Annotated in this window: 17 protein-coding genes and 1 tRNA gene; 11 read left to right on the top strand and 7 right to left on the bottom strand. The window is 68.3% G+C overall.

Annotation, left to right across the window (positions count from 1 at the left end; genetic code table 11):
- Positions 1-28 precede the first annotated feature (28 nt).
- The 4 genes from ABE546_RS06800 to ABE546_RS06785 form a co-directional block, all read right to left on the bottom strand.
- The gene (locus ABE546_RS06800; RefSeq protein WP_313212537.1) at positions 29-1,660 is read right to left on the bottom strand and encodes a CHASE2 domain-containing protein; all 1,632 of its coding nucleotides are present in this window, start codon (positions 1,658-1,660) and stop codon (positions 29-31) included.
- The gene (locus tag ABE546_RS06795) at positions 1,657-3,279 is read right to left on the bottom strand and encodes a FecR domain-containing protein (RefSeq protein WP_313219230.1); all 1,623 of its coding nucleotides are present in this window, start codon (positions 3,277-3,279) and stop codon (positions 1,657-1,659) included. The genes ABE546_RS06800 and ABE546_RS06795 overlap by 4 nt, the downstream gene beginning before the upstream one ends.
- Before the next feature lie 250 nt (positions 3,280-3,529).
- Positions 3,530-4,393 carry a thioredoxin gene (gene trxA, locus ABE546_RS06790; RefSeq protein ID WP_313219037.1) on the bottom strand — a complete coding sequence of 288 codons (864 nt, stop codon included), beginning with the start codon at positions 4,391-4,393 and terminating at the stop codon, positions 3,530-3,532.
- Between the two features lie 4 nt (positions 4,394-4,397).
- Positions 4,398-4,523, bottom strand: a complete 126-nt coding sequence (locus tag ABE546_RS06785) for a hypothetical protein (protein ID WP_346463015.1) — start codon at positions 4,521-4,523, stop codon at positions 4,398-4,400.
- On the opposite strand from ABE546_RS06785, the gene ABE546_RS06780 reads away from it, so the two are divergent.
- The 8 genes from ABE546_RS06780 (at position 4,522) to ABE546_RS06745 (ending at position 11,685) form a co-directional block, all read left to right on the top strand.
- Positions 4,522-5,133, top strand: coding sequence for a DUF998 domain-containing protein (locus ABE546_RS06780; protein WP_346463014.1), 612 nt, complete (start codon positions 4,522-4,524; stop codon positions 5,131-5,133). The two genes, ABE546_RS06785 and ABE546_RS06780, sit on opposite strands and share 2 nt — an antisense overlap.
- Positions 5,134-5,319: 186 nt before the next feature.
- Complete coding sequence (gene leuS, locus ABE546_RS06775; RefSeq protein ID WP_346463013.1) at positions 5,320-7,968, top strand: leucine--tRNA ligase; 2,649 nt, start codon at positions 5,320-5,322, stop codon at positions 7,966-7,968.
- A 163-nt stretch (positions 7,969-8,131) separates the two neighbouring features.
- Positions 8,132-8,767 (top strand): LPS assembly lipoprotein LptE, encoded by a 636-nt coding sequence (lptE, locus tag ABE546_RS06770; RefSeq protein ID WP_346463012.1) that lies wholly within the window; start codon positions 8,132-8,134, stop codon positions 8,765-8,767.
- A gap of 31 nt (positions 8,768-8,798) precedes the next feature.
- Positions 8,799-9,836 (top strand): DNA polymerase III subunit delta, encoded by a 1,038-nt coding sequence (holA, locus tag ABE546_RS06765; protein ID WP_123730577.1) that lies wholly within the window; start codon positions 8,799-8,801, stop codon positions 9,834-9,836.
- Between the two features lie 4 nt (positions 9,837-9,840).
- The gene (gene nadD, locus ABE546_RS06760) at positions 9,841-10,506 is read left to right on the top strand and encodes a nicotinate-nucleotide adenylyltransferase (RefSeq protein ID WP_346463011.1); all 666 of its coding nucleotides are present in this window, start codon (positions 9,841-9,843) and stop codon (positions 10,504-10,506) included.
- 58 nt (positions 10,507-10,564) lie between these two features.
- A complete protein-coding gene (gene rsfS, locus ABE546_RS06755; protein WP_121038588.1) occupies positions 10,565-10,996 on the top strand; it encodes a ribosome silencing factor in 432 nt (143 codons plus the stop codon).
- Positions 10,997-11,080: 84 nt separating this feature from the next.
- Complete coding sequence (gene rlmH, locus ABE546_RS06750; protein WP_019183383.1) at positions 11,081-11,551, top strand: 23S rRNA (pseudouridine(1915)-N(3))-methyltransferase RlmH; 471 nt, start codon at positions 11,081-11,083, stop codon at positions 11,549-11,551.
- Between the two features lie 57 nt (positions 11,552-11,608).
- Positions 11,609-11,685 (top strand) — tRNA-Asn (locus ABE546_RS06745).
- 124 nt (positions 11,686-11,809) lie between these two features.
- Here ABE546_RS06745 and ABE546_RS06740 read toward each other — a convergent pair.
- The 3 genes from ABE546_RS06740 to ABE546_RS06730 form a co-directional block, all read right to left on the bottom strand.
- A complete protein-coding gene (locus tag ABE546_RS06740) occupies positions 11,810-14,644 on the bottom strand; it encodes a TonB-dependent receptor (protein WP_313212544.1) in 2,835 nt (944 codons plus the stop codon).
- 177 nt (positions 14,645-14,821) lie between these two features.
- Positions 14,822-15,478, bottom strand: a complete 657-nt coding sequence (locus ABE546_RS06735; protein ID WP_313212545.1) for an energy transducer TonB — start codon at positions 15,476-15,478, stop codon at positions 14,822-14,824.
- A gap of 232 nt (positions 15,479-15,710) precedes the next feature.
- Positions 15,711-16,445, bottom strand: a complete 735-nt coding sequence (locus ABE546_RS06730; RefSeq protein ID WP_313212546.1) for an SIMPL domain-containing protein — start codon at positions 16,443-16,445, stop codon at positions 15,711-15,713.
- Between the two features lie 130 nt (positions 16,446-16,575).
- On the opposite strand from ABE546_RS06730, the gene ABE546_RS06725 reads away from it, so the two are divergent.
- The 3 genes from ABE546_RS06725 to ABE546_RS06715 are packed head-to-tail and all read left to right on the top strand — an operon-like array spanning position 16,576 to position 22,528.
- Entirely contained in the window at positions 16,576-17,157 is a 582-nt protein-coding gene (locus tag ABE546_RS06725; protein WP_313212549.1) for a Maf-like protein, read from the top strand.
- Positions 17,150-18,637 (top strand): ribonuclease G, encoded by a 1,488-nt coding sequence (rng, locus tag ABE546_RS06720; protein ID WP_123730583.1) that lies wholly within the window; start codon positions 17,150-17,152, stop codon positions 18,635-18,637. Before ABE546_RS06725 ends, rng begins: the two co-directional genes overlap by 8 nt.
- Before the next feature lie 30 nt (positions 18,638-18,667).
- Positions 18,668-22,528: a YhdP family protein gene (locus tag ABE546_RS06715; protein ID WP_346463010.1), complete on the top strand. Its 3,861-nt coding sequence runs from the start codon at positions 18,668-18,670 to the stop codon at positions 22,526-22,528.
- Positions 22,529-22,548 lie beyond the last annotated feature (20 nt).

Below are 22,548 nucleotides of genomic sequence, written 5' to 3'. Positions count from 1 at the left end.
TCGCCTGCGTATGGGGGCCGTGGGCGTATCAGCCCAGCCCGCCATCATCGACCGCATACCCATTCCGTCCGGCGGCCTTGGCCTGGTACAGCGCGGCATCGGCGCCTTCGAAGAAGTGCCGCGGCTCGGTGCCGGGCGTCGGCACCCGGGTGAACACGCCGACGGTGACCGTGATGTGCGTGGTCGTGCCGCGGCCGGCGGGAATTTCCAGCGCCTGCGCCCGTGCGACCAGGTCCTGCACCACCTGCACTGCGCCTTCCGGCGTGGTGTCGGGCAGGATCAGCGCGAACTCGTCGCCGCCAAAGCGCGCGGCCATGTCGCGCGGCCGGCGCGCGTGCGCCCGGATCTCCTGCGCGATCCGGCGCAGCACGGTGTCACCGGCCTGGTGACCAAAATCGTCGTTGTGGCGCTTGAAGTGATCCACGTCGATCAACACCAGGCTCAGCGGCCGTCCGCTGCGGCGGCCGGCATCGTGCTCGGCCTGCAGGGTCTGCTCGAAGCGCAGCCGGTTGCCCAGCCCGGTGAGTGCATCGCTGTTGGCCTGGCGGCGCCAGGCGCTGACCCGCCACAGCGTCCAGGACAGGATCACCGCCAGCATGCCGATCAAGGCGGCGGCCGGCGCGAACCACAGGTTGCCGGCGCGCAGCAGCACGAAGCTCGACAGCAGCGTCAACGGCAGGGCGAGCACGCCGCTCAGCCACGCCCGCGGCAGGGTCAACAACAGGCAGCACACGGCCACCAGCAGCCCGGAGAGGGCGCTATGCCATGCCAACGGCAAGGGATGGATCACCTTGTCGGCGAGCAGCATCGAGGCGACGTTGGCCTGGTACTCGCTGCCACTCATCCAGCGCTCGCGGGTGGTCGGGGTCAGCAGGCGCGTCGCGATGCCGCTGGCGGTCATGCCGACCAGCACCAGGCGGCCGCGCAGCAGCGCCGGATCGACCTCGCCGTTGAGTACATCGGCGTAGGAGACCTGCGGGAAGCGTTCGGGCGGACCGGCGTAGCGCAGGCGCACGTAGTGGTCGCGGCGCCACTGGTACGGCGACACCAGGTCTGGCTGATCATCGTGCAGCCCGGGCAGCGGGCCGTGCGTGCCCGCCAGCGCCAAGCCAAGCGCCGGCCAGTGCGGTGAGCCGATGCCGGCAGTGAGGTACAGGCCGCGGGCGACGCCATCGCCGTCCACTTCGATGTCGCTGTGACCCAGACTCGCCGCGTTGGCGGCGATCAGCGGAATCGGCAGCAGCTCTTCGGCCATGCGCGGGCCACTGGCGGGCGCGGCCAGCACCGGCAGCACCACTTGCCCGTTGCGCCGGATCGCCGCGGCCAGTTCGGCATCCTGGGTACTGTCCTGGCGGTCCGGTTCGGACACCATCAGGTCCAGCACGACGCGCGCGGCGCGGGCGTCGGTCAGCCGGTCCAGCAGGCGCGCGTGGGTACCGCGCGGCCACGGCCACTGGCCCAGCTGCTGCAGGCTGTTGTCGTCGATGGCCACGATCAGCAGGCGCGCATCGGGCGTGTATTCCCAGCCGCCGACGTAGGCGTCGTAGACCACCTCATCCTGTTTCCAGAACCACTGCCAGTGACTGGCCACGACCGCCAGCGCGCCGACCAGTGCGGCCAGCGCGATGCGTTGCGGCCAGGGCAGGTGCAGGGGCGTCACAGCAGCAGCCACAACAACAGCGCACCGCCCCCGGTGGCGTAACAGGTCCGGCACGGCAGGTCGATCTGCTGGGCCGGCGAGAAGGGACCGGCGTAACCGTCCTCATCGATGTACTGCACGCGCACGTGCAGCGTGCCGCGCCAGGGGCGCTTGATCGAGACCGCCGGCTGGGCCAGTTCCTGATCGAGCAGCGGGGCACGGAAGTCGCCACGACGGTCCAGCTGCACGCGATAGCGCTGGCCGGGTTCGCCGGCCTGCCAGCGCAGCGTCAGCTGGCCGTTGGCGGCCTCGGGCGGCTGCAGCGCCGGGTCGACCGGTTCGTCGGTGATGGTCAGCGGCAGCGGCTGCCCGAAACGCCCGCGGTCGCCGTTGCGATCCACCGATGCCACGCGCCACACATACTCGCCCGGGGGGAGGTCCAGGACGGGACGCAGGTGGGTGGCGCGGGTGTCCTGTTCGAGCAGGAGAGGGAGGAACTGCGGATCGCGGGCGATCTGCAGCACCGTGCGCTCGGCCCCGGCCACCCGGGTCCATTCGAAGCGCGGCCGCGCGCTGTTGAGGGTCTGGCCATGCAGCGGCCGCACGGTCAGCGGCGCGACCGGCTGGTCACGCACCTGGAACGCCTGCTCGGCATCCAGCCCTTCGACCTGTTCGGCGCTGACCGCGCGGACCAGCAGGCGCAGCTCGCCCGGCGGCAGATCGGGCAGGGTGAGTGCGGTGGTATCGGTATCGCGCGCGAACAGCAGGACCTCCGGCTGGTCGGCGCGCACGACCTCGACCCGGTACCCGGCAGCCTCTGGCACCGGCTGCCAGGCCAGCGCCGCGGGCAGGGTGGCCAGCCGCTGCGGCTCGCTGGACAACACGGGCGCGGGCAGCAGCGCCTCCAGGCCGGCGGGGCGTGCATCGAGCGAGGGACTGCGAGTGGCCTGGCCGCGGCTGACCAGGCGCTGGCCGCGGCGGTTGCCGACCTGCACGCGGCCCTCCAGCACTTCGGTGGCCGCGCCCCGGCCATCCTGGCCGGCGCTGACCCGGAACACGGTGCCACGTACGCTGCTGGTCGCCGTCGGCGCATCGATGATGTAACGCGAGGCCGGGCCGTTGGCCGGGGTCACCCGGTTGCTGGCGCGCCCCTGTTCCAGGCGCAGGCGGGTATCGACCATGCCGGTGCGGCCGTAGCGGGAGAGCTGGTCGAAGCGCAGGCGCGAACGCTCGCGCAGCTGCAGCCGCGAATCATCGGCAAAGACCACGGTGACGCTGGCATCCTCGCCGGTGACCAGTTCCTGCCCGATCCGCAGCAGGTCGCCTTCGATGACCTCGCGAAGGGGCTGGCCGTCGGCCTGGCTCTGCACCGGGCCACGTACGGCCAGTACCCGCGCCGGGGCGGGCTGCACCTGCAGCCAGGCGACGGGGAAACGCAGCTGGCTGCCGGGCGGCAGGCGGTAGGGATCGGCGATGCCGTTGTGCGACTGCAACTGCTCCCAGGCGATGGACGGCTTCAGGTAGCGGGCACTGAGGTCCCAGATCGTGTCGCCGGGGCGGACCCGGTAGGTCCAGTCCTGCGCCAGGACCGGCGCGGCAGACAGCATCATGGCGGCCAGCACCAACAGGCGGGCGGCCATCGGGAAGCGGAGGAATCGGGTCAATCTCACGGTCATTCACGGCCCTGCAAGGCGGGGCGCAGCCAAGTAGGCCGCCATGGCCCAGACCTCATCCTCCCCGATGGATCGCAGCCTCCAGTGGCCGCGGCGGCATTATTGCCCGGGAGTCGTGCAGGGTTTCTGAACGTGACTCACGTCACACATCGAAGTTGCCGGTCTGTATGGACGGCTTCGTTGGGCCAGCGCCCCGAAAGGCGCTGGCCGGGGCCGATCAGAACAGCAGCGAGGCCATCCGGCGGCGGTACTGGCCGACCAGGTCTTCATCCTCGATCACCTTGAAGGCATCGATCAGCAGCTTGCGCGGGCGGCCGTCGTCGTAGCTGCGGTCGCGGCGCAGCATGTCCAGGAACTGCTCCAGCGCGGCAGCATCCTGCCCGGACAGCAGCAACTGCACGCCGCGCAGGTGGCGTGCCTGCAGATCGTCGCCATTGGCCGCGATGCGCGCCTCCAGCACCTCGGGAGCCGGGGCGTCCTGCAGGGCGCTGGCGAAGTCCAGGCGGGCGCGGGCGCGCACGGCGCGGTCATCGGTGGAGAGGTTGGCCGGCAGCGCGTCGATCAGGGCAGTGGCCTCGGCGGTGGCCCCGGTCTGCAGCAGGGCCAGGGCCAGGTCGAGCTTGAGCTCTTCCTTGTCCGGTTCGGCGGCAATCGCCGCACGCAGCACATCCACCTGGGCCTGCGGATCGAGCGGCGGCGCTTCGACGGTTTCCGCTTCGTCCGGGGCCGCTTCAAGCGGGACCACGCCGTGCTGGGTCAGGAACTCGCGCAGCTGGCCTTCCGGCACGGCGCCGGGGAAACCGTCCACGATCTGTCCGCCCTTGACCAGGAACACGGTCGGCACCGAGCGGATCTGGAACGCCGCGGCGATCTGCTGCTCCTTGTCGACATCGACCTTGGCCAGCTCGAAGGCGCCGTGGTATTCGCCGGCCAGCTTTTCCAGCATCGGGCCCAGGGTCTTGCAGGGGCCGCACCAGGTGGCCCAGAAATCGACCAGCACGGGGGTCTGCAGGGATTTCTGCAGCACCTCGGTCTCGAAGGTCTCGGTGGTGGCGTCAAAGACGTGGGGCAGATCGCTCATGGTTTCAAATCAACGGGAAACTGGAGAGGAAGTGTATGGTGCCGCCCGCGGCCGGACGCAACCCCACCGGGCGGATTCGCGTTGGAACAGCGACAATGCGGGCCTTCAGACGCAGCCGGGTGAGCAGCATGCAGGGAATCCAACGTTGGGAAGGTGGGCTCGGCATTGCCGCCGCCGTGTTGTTCGTGGGCGCGGTGCTGGGCTTCGGCGCGGCCCTGCCGCTGTTCGATCCGGTCGGCCATCCGGTCGCGCTGCTCGGGGCGATGGACGTGCCGCATGCGCGGGCGTTCAACATTCTCGGTTTCGCGCTGCCCGGCCTGCTCGCCAGCCTCGTCGCGCTGCGCCTGCTGCTGCGGGTGCCGCGCACCGCGCCGTGGTCGATGCGGGTCGGTGCGCAGTTGCTGATGCTGGCCGGGGTCGGCTTCACCGCGATGGGCGTGCTGCCGTTGGATACCCGCGATCTGGAGAACCCGGCCAGCCAGTACCACGCCAGTGCCTGGATGGTGTGGGTGCTGGCCTTCGTGCCGGGCGCGGTGATGTCCGGGATCGGCGCGCTGCGGCTGCCGGCATGGCGTGCCGTGGGCGGCCTGCACCTGGCCTGCGGGATGGGCGTGCTGCTTGCCGCGTTCGCGCTGCAGGCCCTGCTGCCGGCCCCGATGGCCCAGCGCGTGGCCTTCGGGGTATGGCTGGTCTGGCTGGTGGCGGTGCTGCCGTTGGCCCCCTCCACGCGTCGCGCCTGAGCACAGCCGCCGCCGTTGCTGCGCCCCGGCCCGCGCCGTGGCGCGCGGCGCGGGCTGACGTATTTCACCAATCCCCAGTCAATTCAATGAGATGACAGGTTTGGTCGCGACGGTGGGCCGCGTCGATTGGAGCCCTTTGCCGCACTGCGGTACCCTGTGCCGCTTTGCCGCCGCACTAGCGTTTTTATGACCAGCGTCGAACCCAACGTTTACGATCCGCAGCAGGTTGAATCCGCCGCCCAGCAGTACTGGGATGCCACCCGTGCCTTCGAGGTCACCGAGACTTCGGAGAAGCCGAAGTTCTACTGCCTCTCGATGCTGCCGTATCCGTCCGGTGCGCTGCACATGGGCCACGTGCGCAACTACACCATCGGTGACGTGATCAGCCGCTACAAGCGGATGACCGGCCACAACGTGCTGCAGCCGATGGGGTGGGATGCCTTCGGCCTGCCGGCCGAGAACGCGGCGATCAAGAACAAGACCGCGCCGGCCAAGTGGACCTACGCCAACATCGAGCACATGCGGGGCCAGTTCAAGGCCATGGGCTATGCGATCGACTGGTCGCGCGAGTTCGCCACCTGCACGCCCGAGTACTACGTGCACGAGCAGCGCATGTTCACCCGCCTGATGCGCAAGGGCCTGGCCTACCGCCGCAACGCGGTGGTGAACTGGGACCCGATCGATCAGACCGTGCTGGCCAACGAGCAGGTCATCGACGGCCGCGGCTGGCGGTCCGGCGCGCTGGTGGAAAAGCGCGAGATTCCGCAGTGGTTCCTGCGCATCACCGATTACGCCCAGGAACTGCTGGACGGCCTGGATGAACTGCCGGGCTGGCCCGATTCGGTCAAGACCATGCAGCGCAACTGGATCGGCCGCTCGGAAGGGCTGGAGATCCAGTTCGACGTGCGTGACGCCGACGGCAGCACGCTGGACCCGCTGCGCGTGTTCACCACCCGTCCCGACACCGTGATGGGCGTGACCTTCGTGTCGATCGCCGGCGAACATCCGCTGGCCCAGCACGCGGCCAAGTCCAACCCGGCGCTGGCCGCGCTGCTGGCCGAGATGAAGCAGGGCGGCGTGTCTGAAGCCGAGCTGGAGACCCAGGAAAAGCGCGGCATGGATACCGGCCTGCGCGCCATCCATCCGGTCACCGGCGCCCAGGTGCCGGTGTGGGTCGCCAACTTCGTGCTGATGGGCTACGGCACCGGCGCGGTGATGGCCGTTCCCGGTCACGACCAGCGCGACAATGAATTCGCCAACAAGTACGGCCTGCCGATCCGCCAGGTCATCGCGTTGAAGTCGCTGCGCAAGGAAGAAAGCGCCTACGACGCCACGCGCTGGCAGGACTGGTACGGCGACAAGACCCGCGAGACCGAGCTGGTCAACTCCGACGAGTTCGACGGCCTGGATTTCCAGGGGGCCTTCGAGGCACTGGCCGAGCGCTTCGAGCGCAAGGCCCAGGGCCAGCGCCGCGTGAACTACCGGTTGCGTGACTGGGGCGTCAGCCGCCAGCGCTACTGGGGGTGCCCGATCCCGGTGATCTACTGCCCCAAATGCGGCGCCTTGCCGGTGCCGGAAGAGCAGCTGCCGGTCGTCCTGCCGGAGAACGTCAACTTCGTCGGCACCGGTTCGCCGATCAAGGCCGATCCGGAATGGCGCAAGACCACCTGCCCGGACTGCGGCGGCGCGGCCGAGCGCGAGACCGACACCTTCGATACCTTCATGGAATCGAGCTGGTACTACGCGCGTTACACCTCGCCGGGTGCCCGTGACGCGGTCGACAAGCGCGGCAACTACTGGCTGCCGGTGGATCAGTACATCGGCGGTATCGAGCACGCGATCCTGCACCTGATGTACTTCCGTTTCTTCCACAAGCTGCTGCGTGATGCGCGCATGGTGGACAGCAACGAGCCGGCGCAGAACCTGCTGTGCCAGGGCATGGTGATCGCCGAAACCTACTATCGCCCGAACCCGGACGGCTCCAAGGACTGGATCAACCCGGCCGATGTGGATGTGCAGCGTGACGAGCGCGGCCGCATCGTCGGGGCGACCCTGATCGCCGACGGCCAGCCGGTGGTGATCGGCGGCACCGAGAAGATGTCCAAGTCCAAGAACAACGGCGTGGACCCGCAGGTGATGGTGGGCAAGTACGGCGCCGACACCGTGCGCCTGTTCTCGATGTTCGCCGCGCCGCCGGAACAATCGCTGGAGTGGAACGAAGCCGGCGTGGATGGCATGGCCCGTTTCCTGCGCCGCTTGTGGGCCCAGGTGCAGAAGCATGCCGCTGATGGCGCCGCCCCGGCGCTGGACGTGGTCGCGCTGAACGCCGAGCAGAAGGCGCTGCGCCGCAAGACCCATGAAACCATCGGCAAGGTCGGCGACGACTACGGTCGCCGCCACAGCTTCAACACCGCGATCGCCGCGGTGATGGAGTTGATGAACGCGCTGGCCAAGTTCGATGACGTCAGCGAGCAGGGCCGTGCGGTGCGCCAGGAAGCGCTGCGCGCCACCGTGCTGCTGCTCAACCCGATCACGCCGCATGCCAGTCATGCGCTGTGGCAGGTGCTGGGCCACGCCGAGGAACTGCTGGAAGACCAGGCGTTCCCGGAGGCCGATCCGGCGGCGCTGGTGCGCGATGCGGTGACGCTGGCGGTGCAGGTCAACGGCAAACTGCGCGGCACCATCGACGTCGCTGCCGATGCGCCGCGTGATCAGATCGAAGCCCTGGGCCTGGCCGAGCCGAACGCGGCCAAGTTCCTGGAAGGGCTGACCGTGCGCAAGATCATCATCGTGCCGGGCAAGATCGTGAACATCGTGGCGGCCCCGCAGGGCTGATCCTGTCGTGCCACCGGGGGCCTTGCGCGCCCGGTGGCACCGATCTCCATGGGCCGATGGCGGGCACGCCCCGTGGGCCGTCCGGTATCAAGTCCTGTTCACGCGGCATCCGGCACGATCACTGCTTGTTGCCGCGACCGCCCGGCTCCTACAGACTGTATCCATGACCCGATTCCTGCTAGCCCTTGTCCTGACCGCAACCCTTGCCGGGTGCGGCTTCCATCTGCGCAACAAGTTGATGCTGCCGGCCGATACGGCTGCGGTGCAGGTGGTCTCCACCGCGCCCTACAGCGAACTGGTCAAGTTGCTGCGCCGTGGCCTGCAGGCCTCCGGGGCGCAGCTGGCCGATCCGGACAGCACGGGCCCGGCGTCGCAGCTGCAGGTGTTGTCCGAGCGTTGGGGCGATCTGCCGATCGCGATCGATGCCCAGGGCCGTGCCCAGGAGTACAGCCTGCGCTATGCGGTGATCTTCATCTTCCGCCGCGAAGACGGCAGCGAGCTGGTGCCGCAGCAGGTGATCGAACTCTCGCGCGATTACGTGTCGCCGCCGACCGACGCCACCGGTACCACGACCGAACGCGAAATCCTCGCCGACGAACTGCGCCGTGAGATGTCTGCGTCGATCATGCGCCGTATCGACAGCGTGGTCCGCGCCGAACTGGAGCATGGCCGCGCCCCGGCCAAGCCCGGTACGACCCCGGTGGAAACGCCGGTTGAGATCCCGGCGGCGACCCCGGCAAGCCCGACCTCGACGACCCCGACGCCGGCGGTCCCCGCCGTCGTCCCGCAGGGGCGCTGAGCCCGGTCCGCCTGCGGATCGGCCTGCCCGGATGGAACTGCGCCCCGAACAGCTTGCCAGCCAACCGGCCAGCCAGCCGTTGGCCCCGGTCTACCTGATCGCCGGTCCGGAAACGCTGCGCGTGCTGGAAGCGGCCGATGCGGTGCGGGCGCGGGCACGCGCCGATGGCGTCAACGAGCGTGAAGTCTTCGATGCCGATGGCCGTGACTTCGACTGGCACCAGCTCGATGCCAGCTTCAACGCGCCCAGCCTGTTCAGTGCACGTCGCCTGATGGAACTGCGCCTGCCCAGTGGCAAGCCGGGCAAGGAAGGCGCCGAAGTGATCAGTCAGTTCTGTGCCAACCCGGCGCCGGACGTGATCCTGCTGATCACCTGCAATGAATGGAGCAAGGCGCACCAGACCAAGTGGGCCGATGCCGTTGGCCGCGCCGGGGTGATCTCGGTAGCCTGGGCGATCAAGCCGCACGAGCTGACCGAATGGATCGAACGCCGGCTGCGTGGCAAGGGCCTGCGCGCCGACCCGCAGGCCGTGCAGCGCCTGGCCGAACGGGTGGAAGGCAATCTGCTGGCCGCCGCCCAGGAGATCGACAAGCTGGCGCTGCTGGCCGACGGCCAGACCCTGGATGTGGACACCATGGAATCGCTGGTGGCCGATGCCGCCCGTTATGACGTGTTCCGTCTGGTCGAGGCGACCTTCTCGGGCCAGCCTGCGGCCGTGCTGCGCATGATCGCCGGCCTGCGTGCCGAAGGTGAAGCGGTGGCGGCGCTGACGCCGATCGTGATCCGCGAGCTGCTCTCCACCGCCGGTCTGGCGCGGGTACAGGCGCGGGGCGGCAACCTGGCCGCGGAGATGAAAAGCCGCGGCATCTGGGAATCGCGGCAGGCGCCGTTCAAGCGCGCGCTGCAGCGCCATCCCGAGGTCAAGCGCTGGGAGCGCTTCGTGGCCGAGGCCGGGCTGGTGGACCGCATTGCCAAGGGGCGCGCTGACGGCGATGCCTGGCTGGCGCTGGAACGGCTTCTGATCGCCGTGTCCGAAGCCCGCGCCGTGCGCCTGCTCGCCCGGGCCTGAGCCCATGGGGCTGCGCATCTATTACGGCGGGACCTTCGATCCCGTCCATCTGGGCCATCTGGCCATTGCCCGCGCCGCACGCGACCAGTTGCAGGTCGCCGTCCGCCTGCTGCCCGCCGCCGATCCACCGCACCGTGCCGCCCCCGGCGCCGATGCCGCGCAGCGCCTGGCCATGCTGGCCCTGGCCATCGGCGATGAGCCCGGCCTGCTGCTGGACCGGCGCGAGCTGGACCGGGCCGAGCGCCAGCCCGGTGTGCCGTCCTATACCGTCGATACCCTGCGCGAGCTGCGCGCCGAGCTGGGCCCGCGCCAGCCGATCGCCTGGCTGGTCGGTGCCGACAGCCTGTTGGCCCTGCCCAGCTGGCACGAATGGGAGGCGCTGTTCGAGCTGGCGCATTTCATCGTCGCCGATCGCCCCGGCAGTCCCCTGGCCGCCGCTTGCGACCCGGTGCTGGCGCAGGCCCTGGAAGGGCGCTGGGCCAGTCACGAGCGTGAGCTGTTCAGCGCGCCGGCCGGGCGCCTGATGCGCCTGCAGGCCCCATTGCGCGAGGAATCGGCCACCGCGGTGCGCGCGCAGATCGCCGCCGCCGGGCCTTGGCAGCCACTGCTGCCTGAGGCTGTCGCGGGCTACATCATCGACCACCGCCTGTACGGCGCGACACCGTCGTGAATACGCGCGGGCGCGCCGCCCCGTATAATCGGCCCCACATTTATCGAGTTGACCCGCTTTGAGCAACCAAGCCCAGCCCCAGACCATCAAGGTCCAACTGCCCAATCCGGCGCCCTCCGTTCTGCAGCTGCTCGAGTGCGTGCGCGGGGCCACCGAAGAACTGAAGGCCAAGGATCTCGTTGAGATCGACGTCATCGGCCGCTCCAGCGTCGCCGATTACATGGTGATCGCGTCGGGCACCTCCAGCCGTCACGTCAAGTCGATCGCCGACGAAGTGGTGAAGTTCGCCAAGAAGCTGGGCGTGATGCCGCTGGGTGTGGAAGGCGAGCGCGAAGCCGAGTGGGTGCTGGTCGACCTGGGCGACGTGATCGTTCACGTGATGCTGCCGCGCGTGCGTGAGTTCTACGCGCTCGAGCGCCTGTGGACCGTGGGCGACCAGCCGCCGATCGAACTGCTCGACGATGCGGACGACGACTACGACGCGCGCTGATCGCAGCGTGCCCGGTCACGACAACGGCGCCGATGGCGCCGTTGTCTTTTGCGGCGCCGCCTGTGGTGGCTGCGGAGGACAGACATGAAAGCCAGGCTGATCGCCACCGGTGAGCGCGCGCCCTCCTGGGTTGCGCAGGGCTTTGCCGAGTACCAGAAGCGGCTCTCGCACTGGTTGCCGTTCGAGCTGGTCGAGATCGAGCCCGGCCTGCGCGGCAAAGGCCGCGATGCGCGCCGCGCGACCGATGACGAAGGCAAGCGCGTGATCGCCGCATTGCCGAAAAATGCGTATGTGGTCGCGCTGGATGTGCCCGGACGCCAGCTCAGTTCCGAACAGCTGGCGCAGCGCCTGGAACATTGGCGCGGGCAGGGCAGGGACCTGGCCTTCCTGATCGGTGGGCCGGAAGGGCATTCGGCCGAGGTGTCGGCGATGGCCGACGAGAAATGGTCGATCGGCCCGCTGACCCTGCCGCATATGCTGGTGCGCCTGGTGGTGGCCGAGCAGCTGTACCGCGCCGCGGCGATGCTGGCCAACCATCCGTATCACCGCGCGTGAAATAGTTGTCGCCAGACGGGTTACATCTCGCGAAAAACGGGCTACAATGCGCACCCCGCCCGAATAGCTCAGCCGGTTAGAGCACTTGACTGTTAATCAGGGGGTCGTTGGTTCGAGTCCAACTTCGGGCGCCAAGATTTGAAAAAAAGCCTCGCAGCGATGCGGGGCTTTTTTTTGTCTGCGATTTACCCGCGTGCCGCGATCCAAACAAAAAGCCCGGGCACTGCCCGGGCTCCTTGTTCCCCAAGTGCGGCTACCTCATTCGAAGGTGTACTTGGCACCGACGGTGAAGTAACGGCCGATCGCGCCACTGAAGTGCAGCGGGTTGTAGTTCACGCCACCGTAGGTGGTCGGATCCAGCGGAGCGATGCGGTCGAACAGGTTCTGCACCGATGCGTTCAACTCGAAGGCCTCGGTGATGTTCCAGCGACCGGACAGGTCGAAGGTGGTGAACGAGGAGATCTTCTCGACGTCGGTACCGTCGGCGTAGGCGAACTGATACGAGCCATCGGGACCGCGGAAGTCGGTGTTCTCCATCTTGGAGATGTAGTTGGCCACGCCGCTGACGCTCCACGGACCCTGCTTCCAGGTGGTGCCGAAGTTGACGCGGTCCTTCGGGGTGCCGATGCAGTTGGTGACGTCGCAGTTGCCGTGCGTGCCGGCATAGTCGACGGTCACATCGGCATCGGTGCGCTCGAACTTGAGCACATGGCTCCACTGCAGGTCCATCTCCAGCTGGCCCGGACCGATGTCGAAGGTCTGGCGGATGTCGGTATCGATACCGCGGACGCGGGTCGATGCAGCATTGATGTACTGCGTATTGACCGCCAGGATGCTGCCGGTACCGGGAACACCGTTGAGCAGGTTGTTGTCACGCAACACGTTGCCCGCGGCAATCGCTTCGGCAGTACTGCCCTGGGCGATTTCGTTGGTGCGCTTGATCTGCCAGGCATCCACCGTCATCGAGGTGCTGGAGGTCGGCTGCAGCACCAGACCCACCGAGTAGCTCTTGGACTCTTCCGGCTTCAGGTCGGCATTGGGGCGGGTGATGATGGCGACCGGCAGTGCGCCGCAATCGTCATCGTTCGCGCCCGGCGCCGGGTTGCCGCCGGGGCAGCGCACGGGATCGGCAGCATTGGAGAACGCTGCCAGGCCGCCGTCGCCGTTCTCGGCCGGGTTGGGGGCACGGAAGCCTTCGGCATAGCTGCCGCGGACTGCGATCCAGTCGGCCGGGGTCCACTTGATGCCGACCTTCGGCGTCGCCTTGCCTTCGCCGCTCTCATACTTGTCGTAGCGGACCGCGCCGGACAGTTCCAACTGCTCCAGCACCGGGGCGGACAGTTCGACATAGCCGGCGTAGACGTTCTGCGTACCGTCGTAGGCCGAGTAGCCCAGCCCGATGATCTGGCCCTGGTCGGTGAACGTCTGCGGGGTCAGGCTGTTGCTGGTCTTGCGCCATTCGGTACCCAGCGCCAGGCCGAGCGGGCCACCCTTCAGGTCCATCAGGCTGCGCGACACGGTGAAGTCGAACATGTCCAGGCTGGATTTGGCGCGTGCGCTGATGTCCGGCGAGATGTAGTCATACAGGGCCTGTGAGTTCAGCCCCGCGTTGTCGCCGATGCGCCACACGCCTGCCGGGCAGGCCGGATTGCCGAGCACGCAACGCACGGCGTCGTAGTTCAGGAAGCCGGTACGCTTGTTGACCAGGTCGGTGCCCGAATGCAGGTAGGCCGTGTCGTAGCTCCACTCGCCCCAGTTGCCCTTGACGCCCACCAGGAAGCGGTTGAACTCGTTGGTGTTCTCGGTCACACGCGGGCCGACATCCCAGGCCGAGTAACGCAGGCGCGAGGCCTGGCCCGGGATCGGGTTGTCCGGGTGGGTCGGGCTGAGCACCGTGGCACCGTCGCCGCTGTTGGCGTTGACCGGGCCGCCGGGATAGCCCCAGCCACCGGATACGCCGGAGGGCGTGTTGCTGAAGGTGGTTTCCTTCTTGGAGTAGCCGATTTCGGTGTAGATCTCACCGCCCTCGCCGAAGGCGAAGCTGGCGCGACCAAACACGTTGACGTACTTCTCTTCCGGGGTCAGGTCACGGTACAGCTGGGCCGGATCCCACAGGCAGCCCTGCTGCTGGGCAGTGACATCGTTCTGGCCGGGGATGGTGGTCAAGCCGGCGCAGCCTGGCAGCGCGACGAGGAAGGCCGGATCGTCATCCGTCACCGCACGGTCGTCGAACACCGAACCGTTCGGACCCACACCGCCACGGGTACCGCCAGAGAGCGCGGCGCCACCCAGGAACTGGGCGTTGTTGCCATAGCCCCACGGGCGGATATCACCGGTGCCGATCCACTTGCGGTTCTTGCGGTCGCTGATCTTGATCGCGTCGGTCTTGCCCACGTCCAAACTGAAGAACGCGTTCCAGCCATCGGTGGCCAGGTCGCCGGTACCGGCGGTCAGCGTGGCCTTCTTGGCGTCGCCATCGCTATCACCGGACAGGCCGTAGGAGGCGCGCAGGATCGCGCCATTGAAGTCGCTGCGCAGGATGATGTTGACCACGCCGGCGATGGCGTCCGAGCCGTAGATCGCAGAAGCGCCGTCCTTGAGGACTTCAATGCGCTCGACCGCATCCAGCGGAATGGTGCTCAGATCGGTGAAGACCTTCTGGCCGTCATCGGCCAGGCCATAGGTCGCCATGCGGCGGCCGTTCAACAGGACCAGCGTGGAGCCGGCGCCCAGGCCGCGCAGCGAGATGCCTGCGCCACCGCCGGCAAAGCCGTTGCCGAAGGTCTTGGGAATGGAGCCCGACCCGTCCGCGGTCAGGGTCTGCAGATACTCGGCGACCGTGGTCTTGCCGGTACGGTCGATTTCCTGGCGGGTGACCACCTGGACGGGGGAGGGGGTTTCGGTGTTCGTGCGGGGGATGTTCGACCCGGTGACGGTGATCCGGTCAAGGTTGGTCGCCTGCTCCTGCGCGAACGCGGAGGACGACGCCATGGCCCCTACCAGCAGCAGCGCGCCGCTGGTCAGGATCGTGGAAATGGAATGGGCCAGGGTATTGCGGCGGCTGTCGTCGCGGCGTTGGGTCGGGTGTTTCACAGCTTCTCTCCTGACTGGGAAAACCTAGATGTCAATAAGTCGACACCAGAACGGTGGCAACGGCGCCAATCTAGGTTTCCGTCGTGTGACGCAAGAGTGAAAAATTGCTTAATTGGGAAAAGATGCTGTGCGTCTCAGTTTGTGAATGGGGAGCCCCCTGACGGGGCTCCCATTCACTCAGCGCGGTAACGAAAAATCGACCGGAACCAGGCCATCGGCGGCGACGGCCTGCCCATCGACGAGGGCTGGCACGAAACGCCAGTGACGCAGCACCTGCTGGCGTGCGGCCTGGTCGAGCACGCGCGAGCCACTGCTCTTCTCGATACTGGCCGCAACCGGGTTGCCCTGGCTGTCGACCCGGATACGCAGCAGGACCGTCCCCTGCTGGCCCAGGCGGATCGCCGCGACCGGATACGGTGGCGGCGGCGCGCTGCGGTACTGCAGTTGGGCCCCGGCGGCGGGCGACGGCGTGGCCGGGGCCGGTTCCAGCGCCGGTGCGGCGGTCTCGCTGGCGGGCATCGATGCCACTGCGGGCGCCTCGTCGAGGGTGGCGGTGGGGCTCGGCAGCGGTGCCGGCGCGCGTTGCGTGGTCACGGGCACCACCGGGGGGAGCCGCGGTGGGTCTGCCGGCGGATGACGGATGATCTCCGGCGGCGGCGGAGGCAGTACCCAGGTCACCTGCATGCGTTCGCGCGGTGCCTTGATCAGGGGCTGGGTAGCCGGGATCAACAACAGCATCAGGGCCAGCGCGTGGACCGCGATGGCAGTGCTCCACCCGAGCACGCGGGACGCTTCGATAGGCAGCGGGACAACCGGGGACGGGGTACGGACCATGCTCCACTCTCCTTGCCAGATGTGCGGGAACATCAACGTGCCTGCGCGCCGCGTGGGGTCAGGCGGGGCCGCGCAATGACAGCAATACCCGAGCCCGGCACGGGCCGGAAGTCAGGGGCAGGGTGGGGAGTTGGCTGGCAGTCAGGATCCGGCGGCGAACAGCATGACGGCGCCCGCAGGCGCCGTCATGTCTTGGCAGGAGCGGACGGCTGGTCCGCTCTGCTGCGAAGTGTTACCGGCCCAGATCGAACACCACGTCCAGGTTGACCGACACGGTCGATTCGCCCGGCGACACCGGCGTGGATACATCAGCAGCCATCGGCGCGGCCGCCGCACGCATCATCACCGGGCGGAAGTTGCCGCCACCGCTTTCGGAGATGCTCACGATCCGGCGCACGCGCAGGCCCAGCGACTTGGCATACGTTTCGGCGCGGGCCTGGGCCTTCTTCAGCGCGGCCAGGCGGGCTTCGTCGTAAACCGGCTCGGGCTGGTCGATCTCGAACTGCGGGCCGTTGATCTGGTTGGCGCCCTGGGCGGCCAGTGCATCAAGCACTTTGCCGAGCTTGGCGATGTCGCGCACCTTCAGGCTGACCGTATTGCTGGCCTGGTAGCCGGTGATCTTCGGCGCTTCGTTGTCGGCGTAGCGATACTGCGGGCTCAGGTTGACCCCGCTGGTCTGCACATCCCGCTCGGCGATGCCGGCGGCCTTGATCGCGGCGAGCACCTTGGTCATCTGCTCGGCGTTCTGGCGCATGGCGCTGTTGCCGTCCACGGCCTGGGTCACCACACCGGCCGAGAGCGTGGCCACGTCCGGCACGCGCTTGGCCTCGGCATTGGCCGAGATGTTGAGCAGGGTGCCGTCAGCCGGCACGGCGATGGTGGGCTGGGACTGGGCGTGGGCGGTCATCGAAGCTCCCAGGGCAAGGGACAGGGCGAGCAGCAACGGGGACAGGGACGGGCGGCGCATGTACATCTCCTTGTGAAGACGTTGAGGTTGGTGTCGGGGCGATGAACGCGTCGTGAGGTTTGATGGGGTTGAGCACGATTCAAGCGTGTTGCTCGCGATTCAGACAGTAGGCTCAGGTTATGCTTCCTCGATGCTTTATCTTGCCTCTCGATCCCCCCGACGAAACGAACTGCTTGCGCGCCTGGAACGACCGTTCCAGGCGCTTGAGCTTGACGTGCCCGAAGTCCGTGCGCCCGAAGAATCCGCCGCCGATTACGTGCAGCGGGTCGCCGCCGACAAGGCGCGCGCCGGGTGGGCGCTTGTCGCCCATGACCCCGAGGCGGTGGTGCTGGGCTCGGACACCGAAGTCGTGCTCGACGGGCGCGTGTTCGGTAAACCGGCCGATGCGGCCGACGCCTGCGCGATGCTGCGTGCGTTGGCCGGGCGCACCCACCAGGTGATGACCGCCGTGGCGCTGGTCGCTGCTGGCCGGGAACAGGGCGTGCTGGTGGTCTCGGAGGTGACGTTCGCGGCGATCGATGAGGATCGGATCGCCGCCTACGTGGCCAGTGGCGAGCCGATGGACAAAGCCGGTGCCTATGCGATCCAGGGGGGCGCTGAACGATATATCCGCCATCTGGCGGGAAGCTATTCGGGTGTGATGGGTTTGCCCCTGCAACAGACCGAGCAGTTGCTGCAGACGTTTGAACTGAAGGGAGTCGCCCATGTCTGAAGAAATCCTGGTCAATGTCACCCCGCGGGAAACCCGCGTCGCCGTCATCGAGAACGGCATGCTGCAGGAACTGCATATCGAACGTGGCTGGCGCCGTGGCGTGGTCGGCAACATCTACAAGGGCAAGGTGCAGCGGGTCATGCCGGGCATGCAGGCGGCCTTTGTCGAGGTCGGGCTGGAGCGCGCGGCGTTCCTGCACGCCAACGATGTGATCCGCCCGGCCCCGGTGGCCAGTCCGGATACCGAAGGCACCACGTTGCCGCCACCGTCCTCGGTGCCTATCGTCGAGCTGCTGCGCGACGGCCAGGACATCGTGGTGCAGGTGGTCAAGGACCCGATCGGGACCAAGGGCGCGCGGCTGACCACCCAGATCAGCATTCCCTCGCGCTACATGGTGCTGCTGCCGCAGTCCAAGGTGGTGGGCGTGTCGGCCCGGATCGAGGACGAGGCCGAGCGCGCCCGCCTGAAAACCCTGGTGACCGAACTGTCGGCCCAGCACGGCGGCTACGGCTACATCGTGCGCACCAATGCCGAAGGCCAGCCGGCCGAGGCGATCGCCGAAGACGTGGCCTACCTGTCGCGGGTCTGGAACGTGGTGGAGCGCCGTGGCCGCGATGCCGCCCCGCTCAGCGTGATCTATGAAGACCTGAGCCTGCCGCTGCGCTCGGTGCGCGATCTGATCCGCAAGGACGTGGACAAGGTCAAGGTGGATTCCAAGGAGACCTTCAACCAGTTGCAGGCGTTCGTGGCCAAGTACATGCCAGTGCTGGCCGAGAAACTGGAGCTGTACAGCGGTGATCGCCCGATCTTCGACATGTTCGGGGTCGAGGATGAAATCGGCCGCGCGCTGGACAAGCAGGTCCCGCTGAAGTCGGGCGGCTATCTGGTGATCGACCAGACCGAGGCGATGACCACGATCGATGTGAACACCGGTTCGTTCCTGGGCCAGCGCAACCTCGAAGAGACCGTGTTCCGCACCAATCTGGAGGCCGCGCAGGCCGTGGCACGCCAGCTGCGGCTGCGCAACCTGGGCGGCATCATCATCATCGACTTCATCGATATGGACGATGCCGAGCACCGCCGCCAGGTCCTTCGCACGTTGGAGAAGGCGCTGGCCCGCGACCACGCCAAGACCACCGTCTACGACTTCTCGCCGCTGGGCCTGGTCGAGATGACCCGCAAGCGCACCGTGGAAAGCCTGGAGCGCCAGCTGTCCGAGCCGTGCCCGGAGTGCAGCGGGCGGGGTTCGATCAAGACCGCCGAAACGGTGACGTACGAGATCTTCCGCGAAATCACCCGGGCGGTGCGTCAGTTCGATGCGGCGCGCCTGCTGGTGATCGCCTCCTCGAAGGTGGTCGCGCGCATCACCGACGAGGAATCCTCGGCGGTGGCCGAACTGGAGGAGTTCCTGGGCAAGAGCATCCGCTTCCAGGCGGATGAGCAATACCTGCAGGAGCAGTTCGATGTCGTGCTGCTCTGATCGCGGCCGGTCCGGCATCCCCACGTTCCGATGAGCACACCGCTCCGCCTGCGCCTGCGCCGGATCCGCCGCCATGCTGTGTATGCGGTGGCGATCCTGCTCGTGGGCGTGGCCCTGCTGGTCGGCACTGCCAGCCAGCTGCTGCCGCTGGCCGAGCGTCACCCGGACAAGGTGGCGGCGTGGTTGAGCGCGCGCGCAGGCCAGCCGGTGCGTTTCGATGCATTGGATACTGCCTGGACACGGCGCGGCCCGCTGCTGCAGCTCAAAGGGCTGCGCATCGGTGAAGGGCAGGGCCTGCGCATCGGCGAGGCCGAAGTGCTGGTGTCCATGTATGCCGGCCTGCTGCCGGGCCACTCGCTGACCGAGCTGCGCCTGCGTGGCGTGGCGCTGGTACTGCAGCGCGCCGACGATGGCCGCTGGTCCGTGCAGGGCCTGCCGCAGTCCAGTGCAGGTGACCCGCTGGAAACACTGCGCCGCCTGGGCGAGCTGCAGGTGATCGGTGGCCGCTTGAAGGTGGATGCGCCCTCGTTGGGCGTGAACGCCGTGCTGCCGCGGATCGACCTGCGTCTGCGCGTCAACGGCCAGCGCCTGCGGGTTGGGGCGCGTGCGTGGGCCGACCCGTCCGCACAGCCGCTGACGGCGGTGCTGGAATTCGAGCGCAAGCGCGGCGATGGTCAGGCCTGGTTCTCGGCCGCCCCGGCCGACTTCCGGGCGTGGGCCTCGCTGCTGCAGTTCGGCGGCATCGGCCTGCAGCAGGGCACCGGTGAGTTCAATGCCTGGGTGGACCTGCGCGATCACCGGGTGGTGATGGTCACCACCGATGCGGACCTTCAGAACGTACAGGTGCGCGGCGTGACGCTGGCCGACGGCACCCACCCGCAGCTGGCGTTGGACACGCTGGAACTGCGTGCACGCTGGCGCTGGGTGCAGGGGGGCTGGCGCGCCGATGCGCCACGGTTGCGGATTGGCATGGAAGGCAGCACCCAGCAATTGGACGGGCTGCTGCTGGCCGGCGGGCAGCACTTCGCGCTGGCTGGCGACAACATCGATGCCACCGCGCTGCTGCGGGGGCTGGCGCTGACCGACCGGATCGATCCCGGCCTGCGCGAGTGGCTGCATGAGGCCGCACCGCAGGTGCGCATGACCCGCGTGCGGGTGGCAGGCGAGCAGGGCGGCCCGCTGTCGGTCGAGGGGGATCTGGAAGACATCCGCTTCGCGGCGGTCGGGCATTCGCCCGGGCTCAGCGGTGTGGGCGGGCGCTTCAACGGCGATGCCGATGGCTTCACCCTGGATCTGCAACCGCAGCAGGTGATGCAGTTCGATTGGCCGAGCGGCTTTGGCGAGCGCCACGACGTGCGCCTGGCCGGCCGACTGGTGGGCTGGCGCGACGAGGCCGGCGGCTGGCGGATCGGGACCCCGGCGCTGCGCGTGCAGGGCACCGATTACGCCGCCGATGTGCGCGGCGGCATCTGGTTCCAGAACAACGGCACGCGCCCCTGGCTGGAACTGGCGGCCAAGATCGACGATGTGCCAATGACCGCCGCCAAGCGTTTCTGGATCCACTCCAAGATGAGCAAGGCCGCCACCGATTGGCTGGATGCTGCCCTGGTCTCCGGGCAGGTGCGTGGCGGGGTGGGCCTGGTGACCGGGGATCTGGAAGACTGGCCGTTCGACAAGAACAACGGCCGCTTCGAGGCGACCGGCCACATCGACGCCGGCAGTATCCGCTTCCAGCACGACTGGCCGGCGATGAACAAGGTCGATGCCGATATCGCCTTCATCGGCCCGGGCTTCGAACTGCATGGCAAGGGCGACCTGGCCGGGGTGGCGGTGGACCACTTCGATGCCGGCATTCCTGATTTCGGCGAGACCGATCTGTACGTCAAGGCCAGCAGCCGCAGCGATGCCGGTGCACTGCTGGCCATGCTCAAGCAGAGCCCGTTGCAGGCCACCTATGGCGAGACGCTGGACAATCTCACCGCGAAGGGACCGGCCGCGGTCACCTTCGACCTGCTGCAGCCGCTGCACCACGACGAAGGCCGCGGTCACCTGCAGGGCACGGTCGATCTCAATGGCGCGACCCTCACCGAGAAGCGCTTCGACCTGGTCTTCGACAACATGCGCGGTACGGCCCGTTATGGCCATGGCGGCTTCGATGCGGAGCACCTGGCGGTACGTCACCAGGGCCAGGACGGGCTGCTCAGCCTGCGCGCCGGTGAGTTCGTGCGCGATCCGCAGCAGGCCTTCGAATCCGAACTGACCGCCTCGCTGGAGGCGGGGGCGCTGTTGGACCGCGCCCCGGAATTGAACTGGCTCAAGCCTTACATCCAGGGCACCTCGCGTTGGACCATCGGGGTGACCCTGCCCAAGGTCGCGGCCGGCAGCAAGGTCGAGCCGCCCACCGTGCTCAAGCTGCATTCGGATCTGGTCGGCACCACCCTGGAACTGCCGGCGCCGCTGGACAAGCCCGCCGCTACGCCGTTGGCGACGGACGTCACCGCACAGCTGCCGATGGGCAGCGGACGCGTTGATGTCGCCTTCGGCCAGCGCCTGGCCCTGGCCGCGCGCACGCATGACAACCAGACCGGGGTGCAGGTCACCCTCGGCAGCGACCGCGTGGATCGTGATCCGCCGGCCAGTGGGCTGGTCGTGAACGGGCGCAGCGGCTCGCTGGATGCGCTGGAGTGGATCGCGCTGGCCCGCTCGCCGGACGGCGGCGACGGCAAGGACCCGATGCCGCTGCGGCATGTGGACGTGCAGGTCGGCCAGCTGCTGCTCGCCGGTGGCGTATTCCCGCAGACCCGGCTGCAACTGCGGCCGACCAGCAGCAGCGTGGACGTGCGCCTGGACGGCCCCTCGCTGGTGGGCGGCCTGACCGTGCCCAATGCCGAAGGCGGCACCATCGTCGGCAAGCTCAGCCGGGTGCACTGGCAGTCGCTGCCGACGCCCGTCAAGGCGCCCAGCGATGGCGCTCCGATCCTGCTGCCACCGGACGTGGCCCTGCCGGCGCGGGTCCAGGCCAGTGCCAATGACACCAATCCGGCCAAGATCCCGCCGCTGTCGCTGGATATCGATGACCTCCAGTTCGGCAAGGCCAAGCTCGGCCAGGCGGTATTGCGCACGCGGCCCATGGCCAACGGCCTGAGCGTGGATCAGCTGCAGTTCCGCGCGCCCAAGCAGGCGATCGACGTCAATGGCCGCTGGATGGGCATGGGCGAGGCCGCGCGCAGCCAGTTCAACGTGCAGGTCAAGAGCGAGGACCTGGGCGGGCTGATGCAGAATCTGGACTATGGCGGCCAGCTGCGTGGCGGCCAGGGCCAGCTGACCATGAGCGCCGGCTGGCAGGGCGGCCCATCCGACTTCCAGCTCGGTGCGCTGCAGGGCCAGCTCGACGTGCAGGCCCGCAACGGCCAGTTGCTGGAACTCGAACCCGGTGCCGGGCGCGTGCTCGGCCTGCTCAGCGTGACCCAGCTGCCGCGCCGGTTGATGTTCGATTTCCGCGATTTCTTCTCCAAGGGCTTCGCCTTCAACCAGGTCGAGGGCAGCGTGGCGTTCGCCGATGGCATGGCCACCACCGACAAGGTGCTGATCGAAGGCCCGGCGGCGAACATCACCATCCGCGGCAAGACCGACCTGCGCCAACAACGCTTCGATCAGACCATCGACGTCAACCCGCGTGCGGGCAACCTGCTGACGGTGGTCGGCGCGGTCGCCGGCGGCCCGGTGGGGGCGGCGGTCGGCGCGGCCGCCAATGCGGTGCTGTCCAAGCCGCTGGGCGAGATCGGCGCCAAGACCTACCGCGTGACCGGCCCCTGGGCCGAACCCAAGGTCGATGTGATCGACCGCGACGCAGCGCCCAAGCCGGCCCCGGCCGCACCGCCGGCGCGCTGATCCCTTTCCCGCGCCCGGGT

The organism is Stenotrophomonas sp. TWI377 (assembly GCF_039674525.1).
In the GTDB taxonomy this organism is placed as follows: domain Bacteria; phylum Pseudomonadota; class Gammaproteobacteria; order Xanthomonadales; family Xanthomonadaceae; genus Stenotrophomonas.
Note: the sequence above shows the minus strand (reverse complement) of the source record. Positions and strands in the feature narration are given on the sequence as shown.

Bases quoted from the DNA above. Each gene is read 5' to 3' on its own strand.
- ABE546_RS06795 (WP_313219230.1), bottom strand. From the start codon at position 3,279: ATGGCCGCCCGCCTGTTGGTGCTGGCCGCCATGATGCTGTCTGCCGCG.
- trxA (WP_313219037.1), bottom strand. From the start codon at position 4,393: ATGAGCGATCTGCCCCACGTCTTTGACGCCACCACCGAGACCTTCGAG.
- ABE546_RS06780 (WP_346463014.1), top strand. From the start codon at position 4,522: ATGCAGGGAATCCAACGTTGGGAAGGTGGGCTCGGCATTGCCGCCGCC.
- ABE546_RS06785 (WP_346463015.1), bottom strand. From the start codon at position 4,523: ATGCTGCTCACCCGGCTGCGTCTGAAGGCCCGCATTGTCGCTGTTCCA.
- leuS (WP_346463013.1), top strand. From the start codon at position 5,320: ATGACCAGCGTCGAACCCAACGTTTACGATCCGCAGCAGGTTGAATCC.
- lptE (WP_346463012.1), top strand. From the start codon at position 8,132: ATGACCCGATTCCTGCTAGCCCTTGTCCTGACCGCAACCCTTGCCGGG.
- holA (WP_123730577.1), top strand. From the start codon at position 8,799: ATGGAACTGCGCCCCGAACAGCTTGCCAGCCAACCGGCCAGCCAGCCG.
- nadD (WP_346463011.1), top strand. From the start codon at position 9,841: ATGGGGCTGCGCATCTATTACGGCGGGACCTTCGATCCCGTCCATCTG.
- rlmH (WP_019183383.1), top strand. From the start codon at position 11,081: ATGAAAGCCAGGCTGATCGCCACCGGTGAGCGCGCGCCCTCCTGGGTT.
- ABE546_RS06735 (WP_313212545.1), bottom strand. From the start codon at position 15,478: ATGGTCCGTACCCCGTCCCCGGTTGTCCCGCTGCCTATCGAAGCGTCC.
- ABE546_RS06730 (WP_313212546.1), bottom strand. From the start codon at position 16,445: ATGCGCCGCCCGTCCCTGTCCCCGTTGCTGCTCGCCCTGTCCCTTGCC.
- ABE546_RS06725 (WP_313212549.1), top strand. From the start codon at position 16,576: ATGCTTTATCTTGCCTCTCGATCCCCCCGACGAAACGAACTGCTTGCG.
- rng (WP_123730583.1), top strand. From the start codon at position 17,150: ATGTCTGAAGAAATCCTGGTCAATGTCACCCCGCGGGAAACCCGCGTC.
- ABE546_RS06715 (WP_346463010.1), top strand. From the start codon at position 18,668: ATGAGCACACCGCTCCGCCTGCGCCTGCGCCGGATCCGCCGCCATGCT.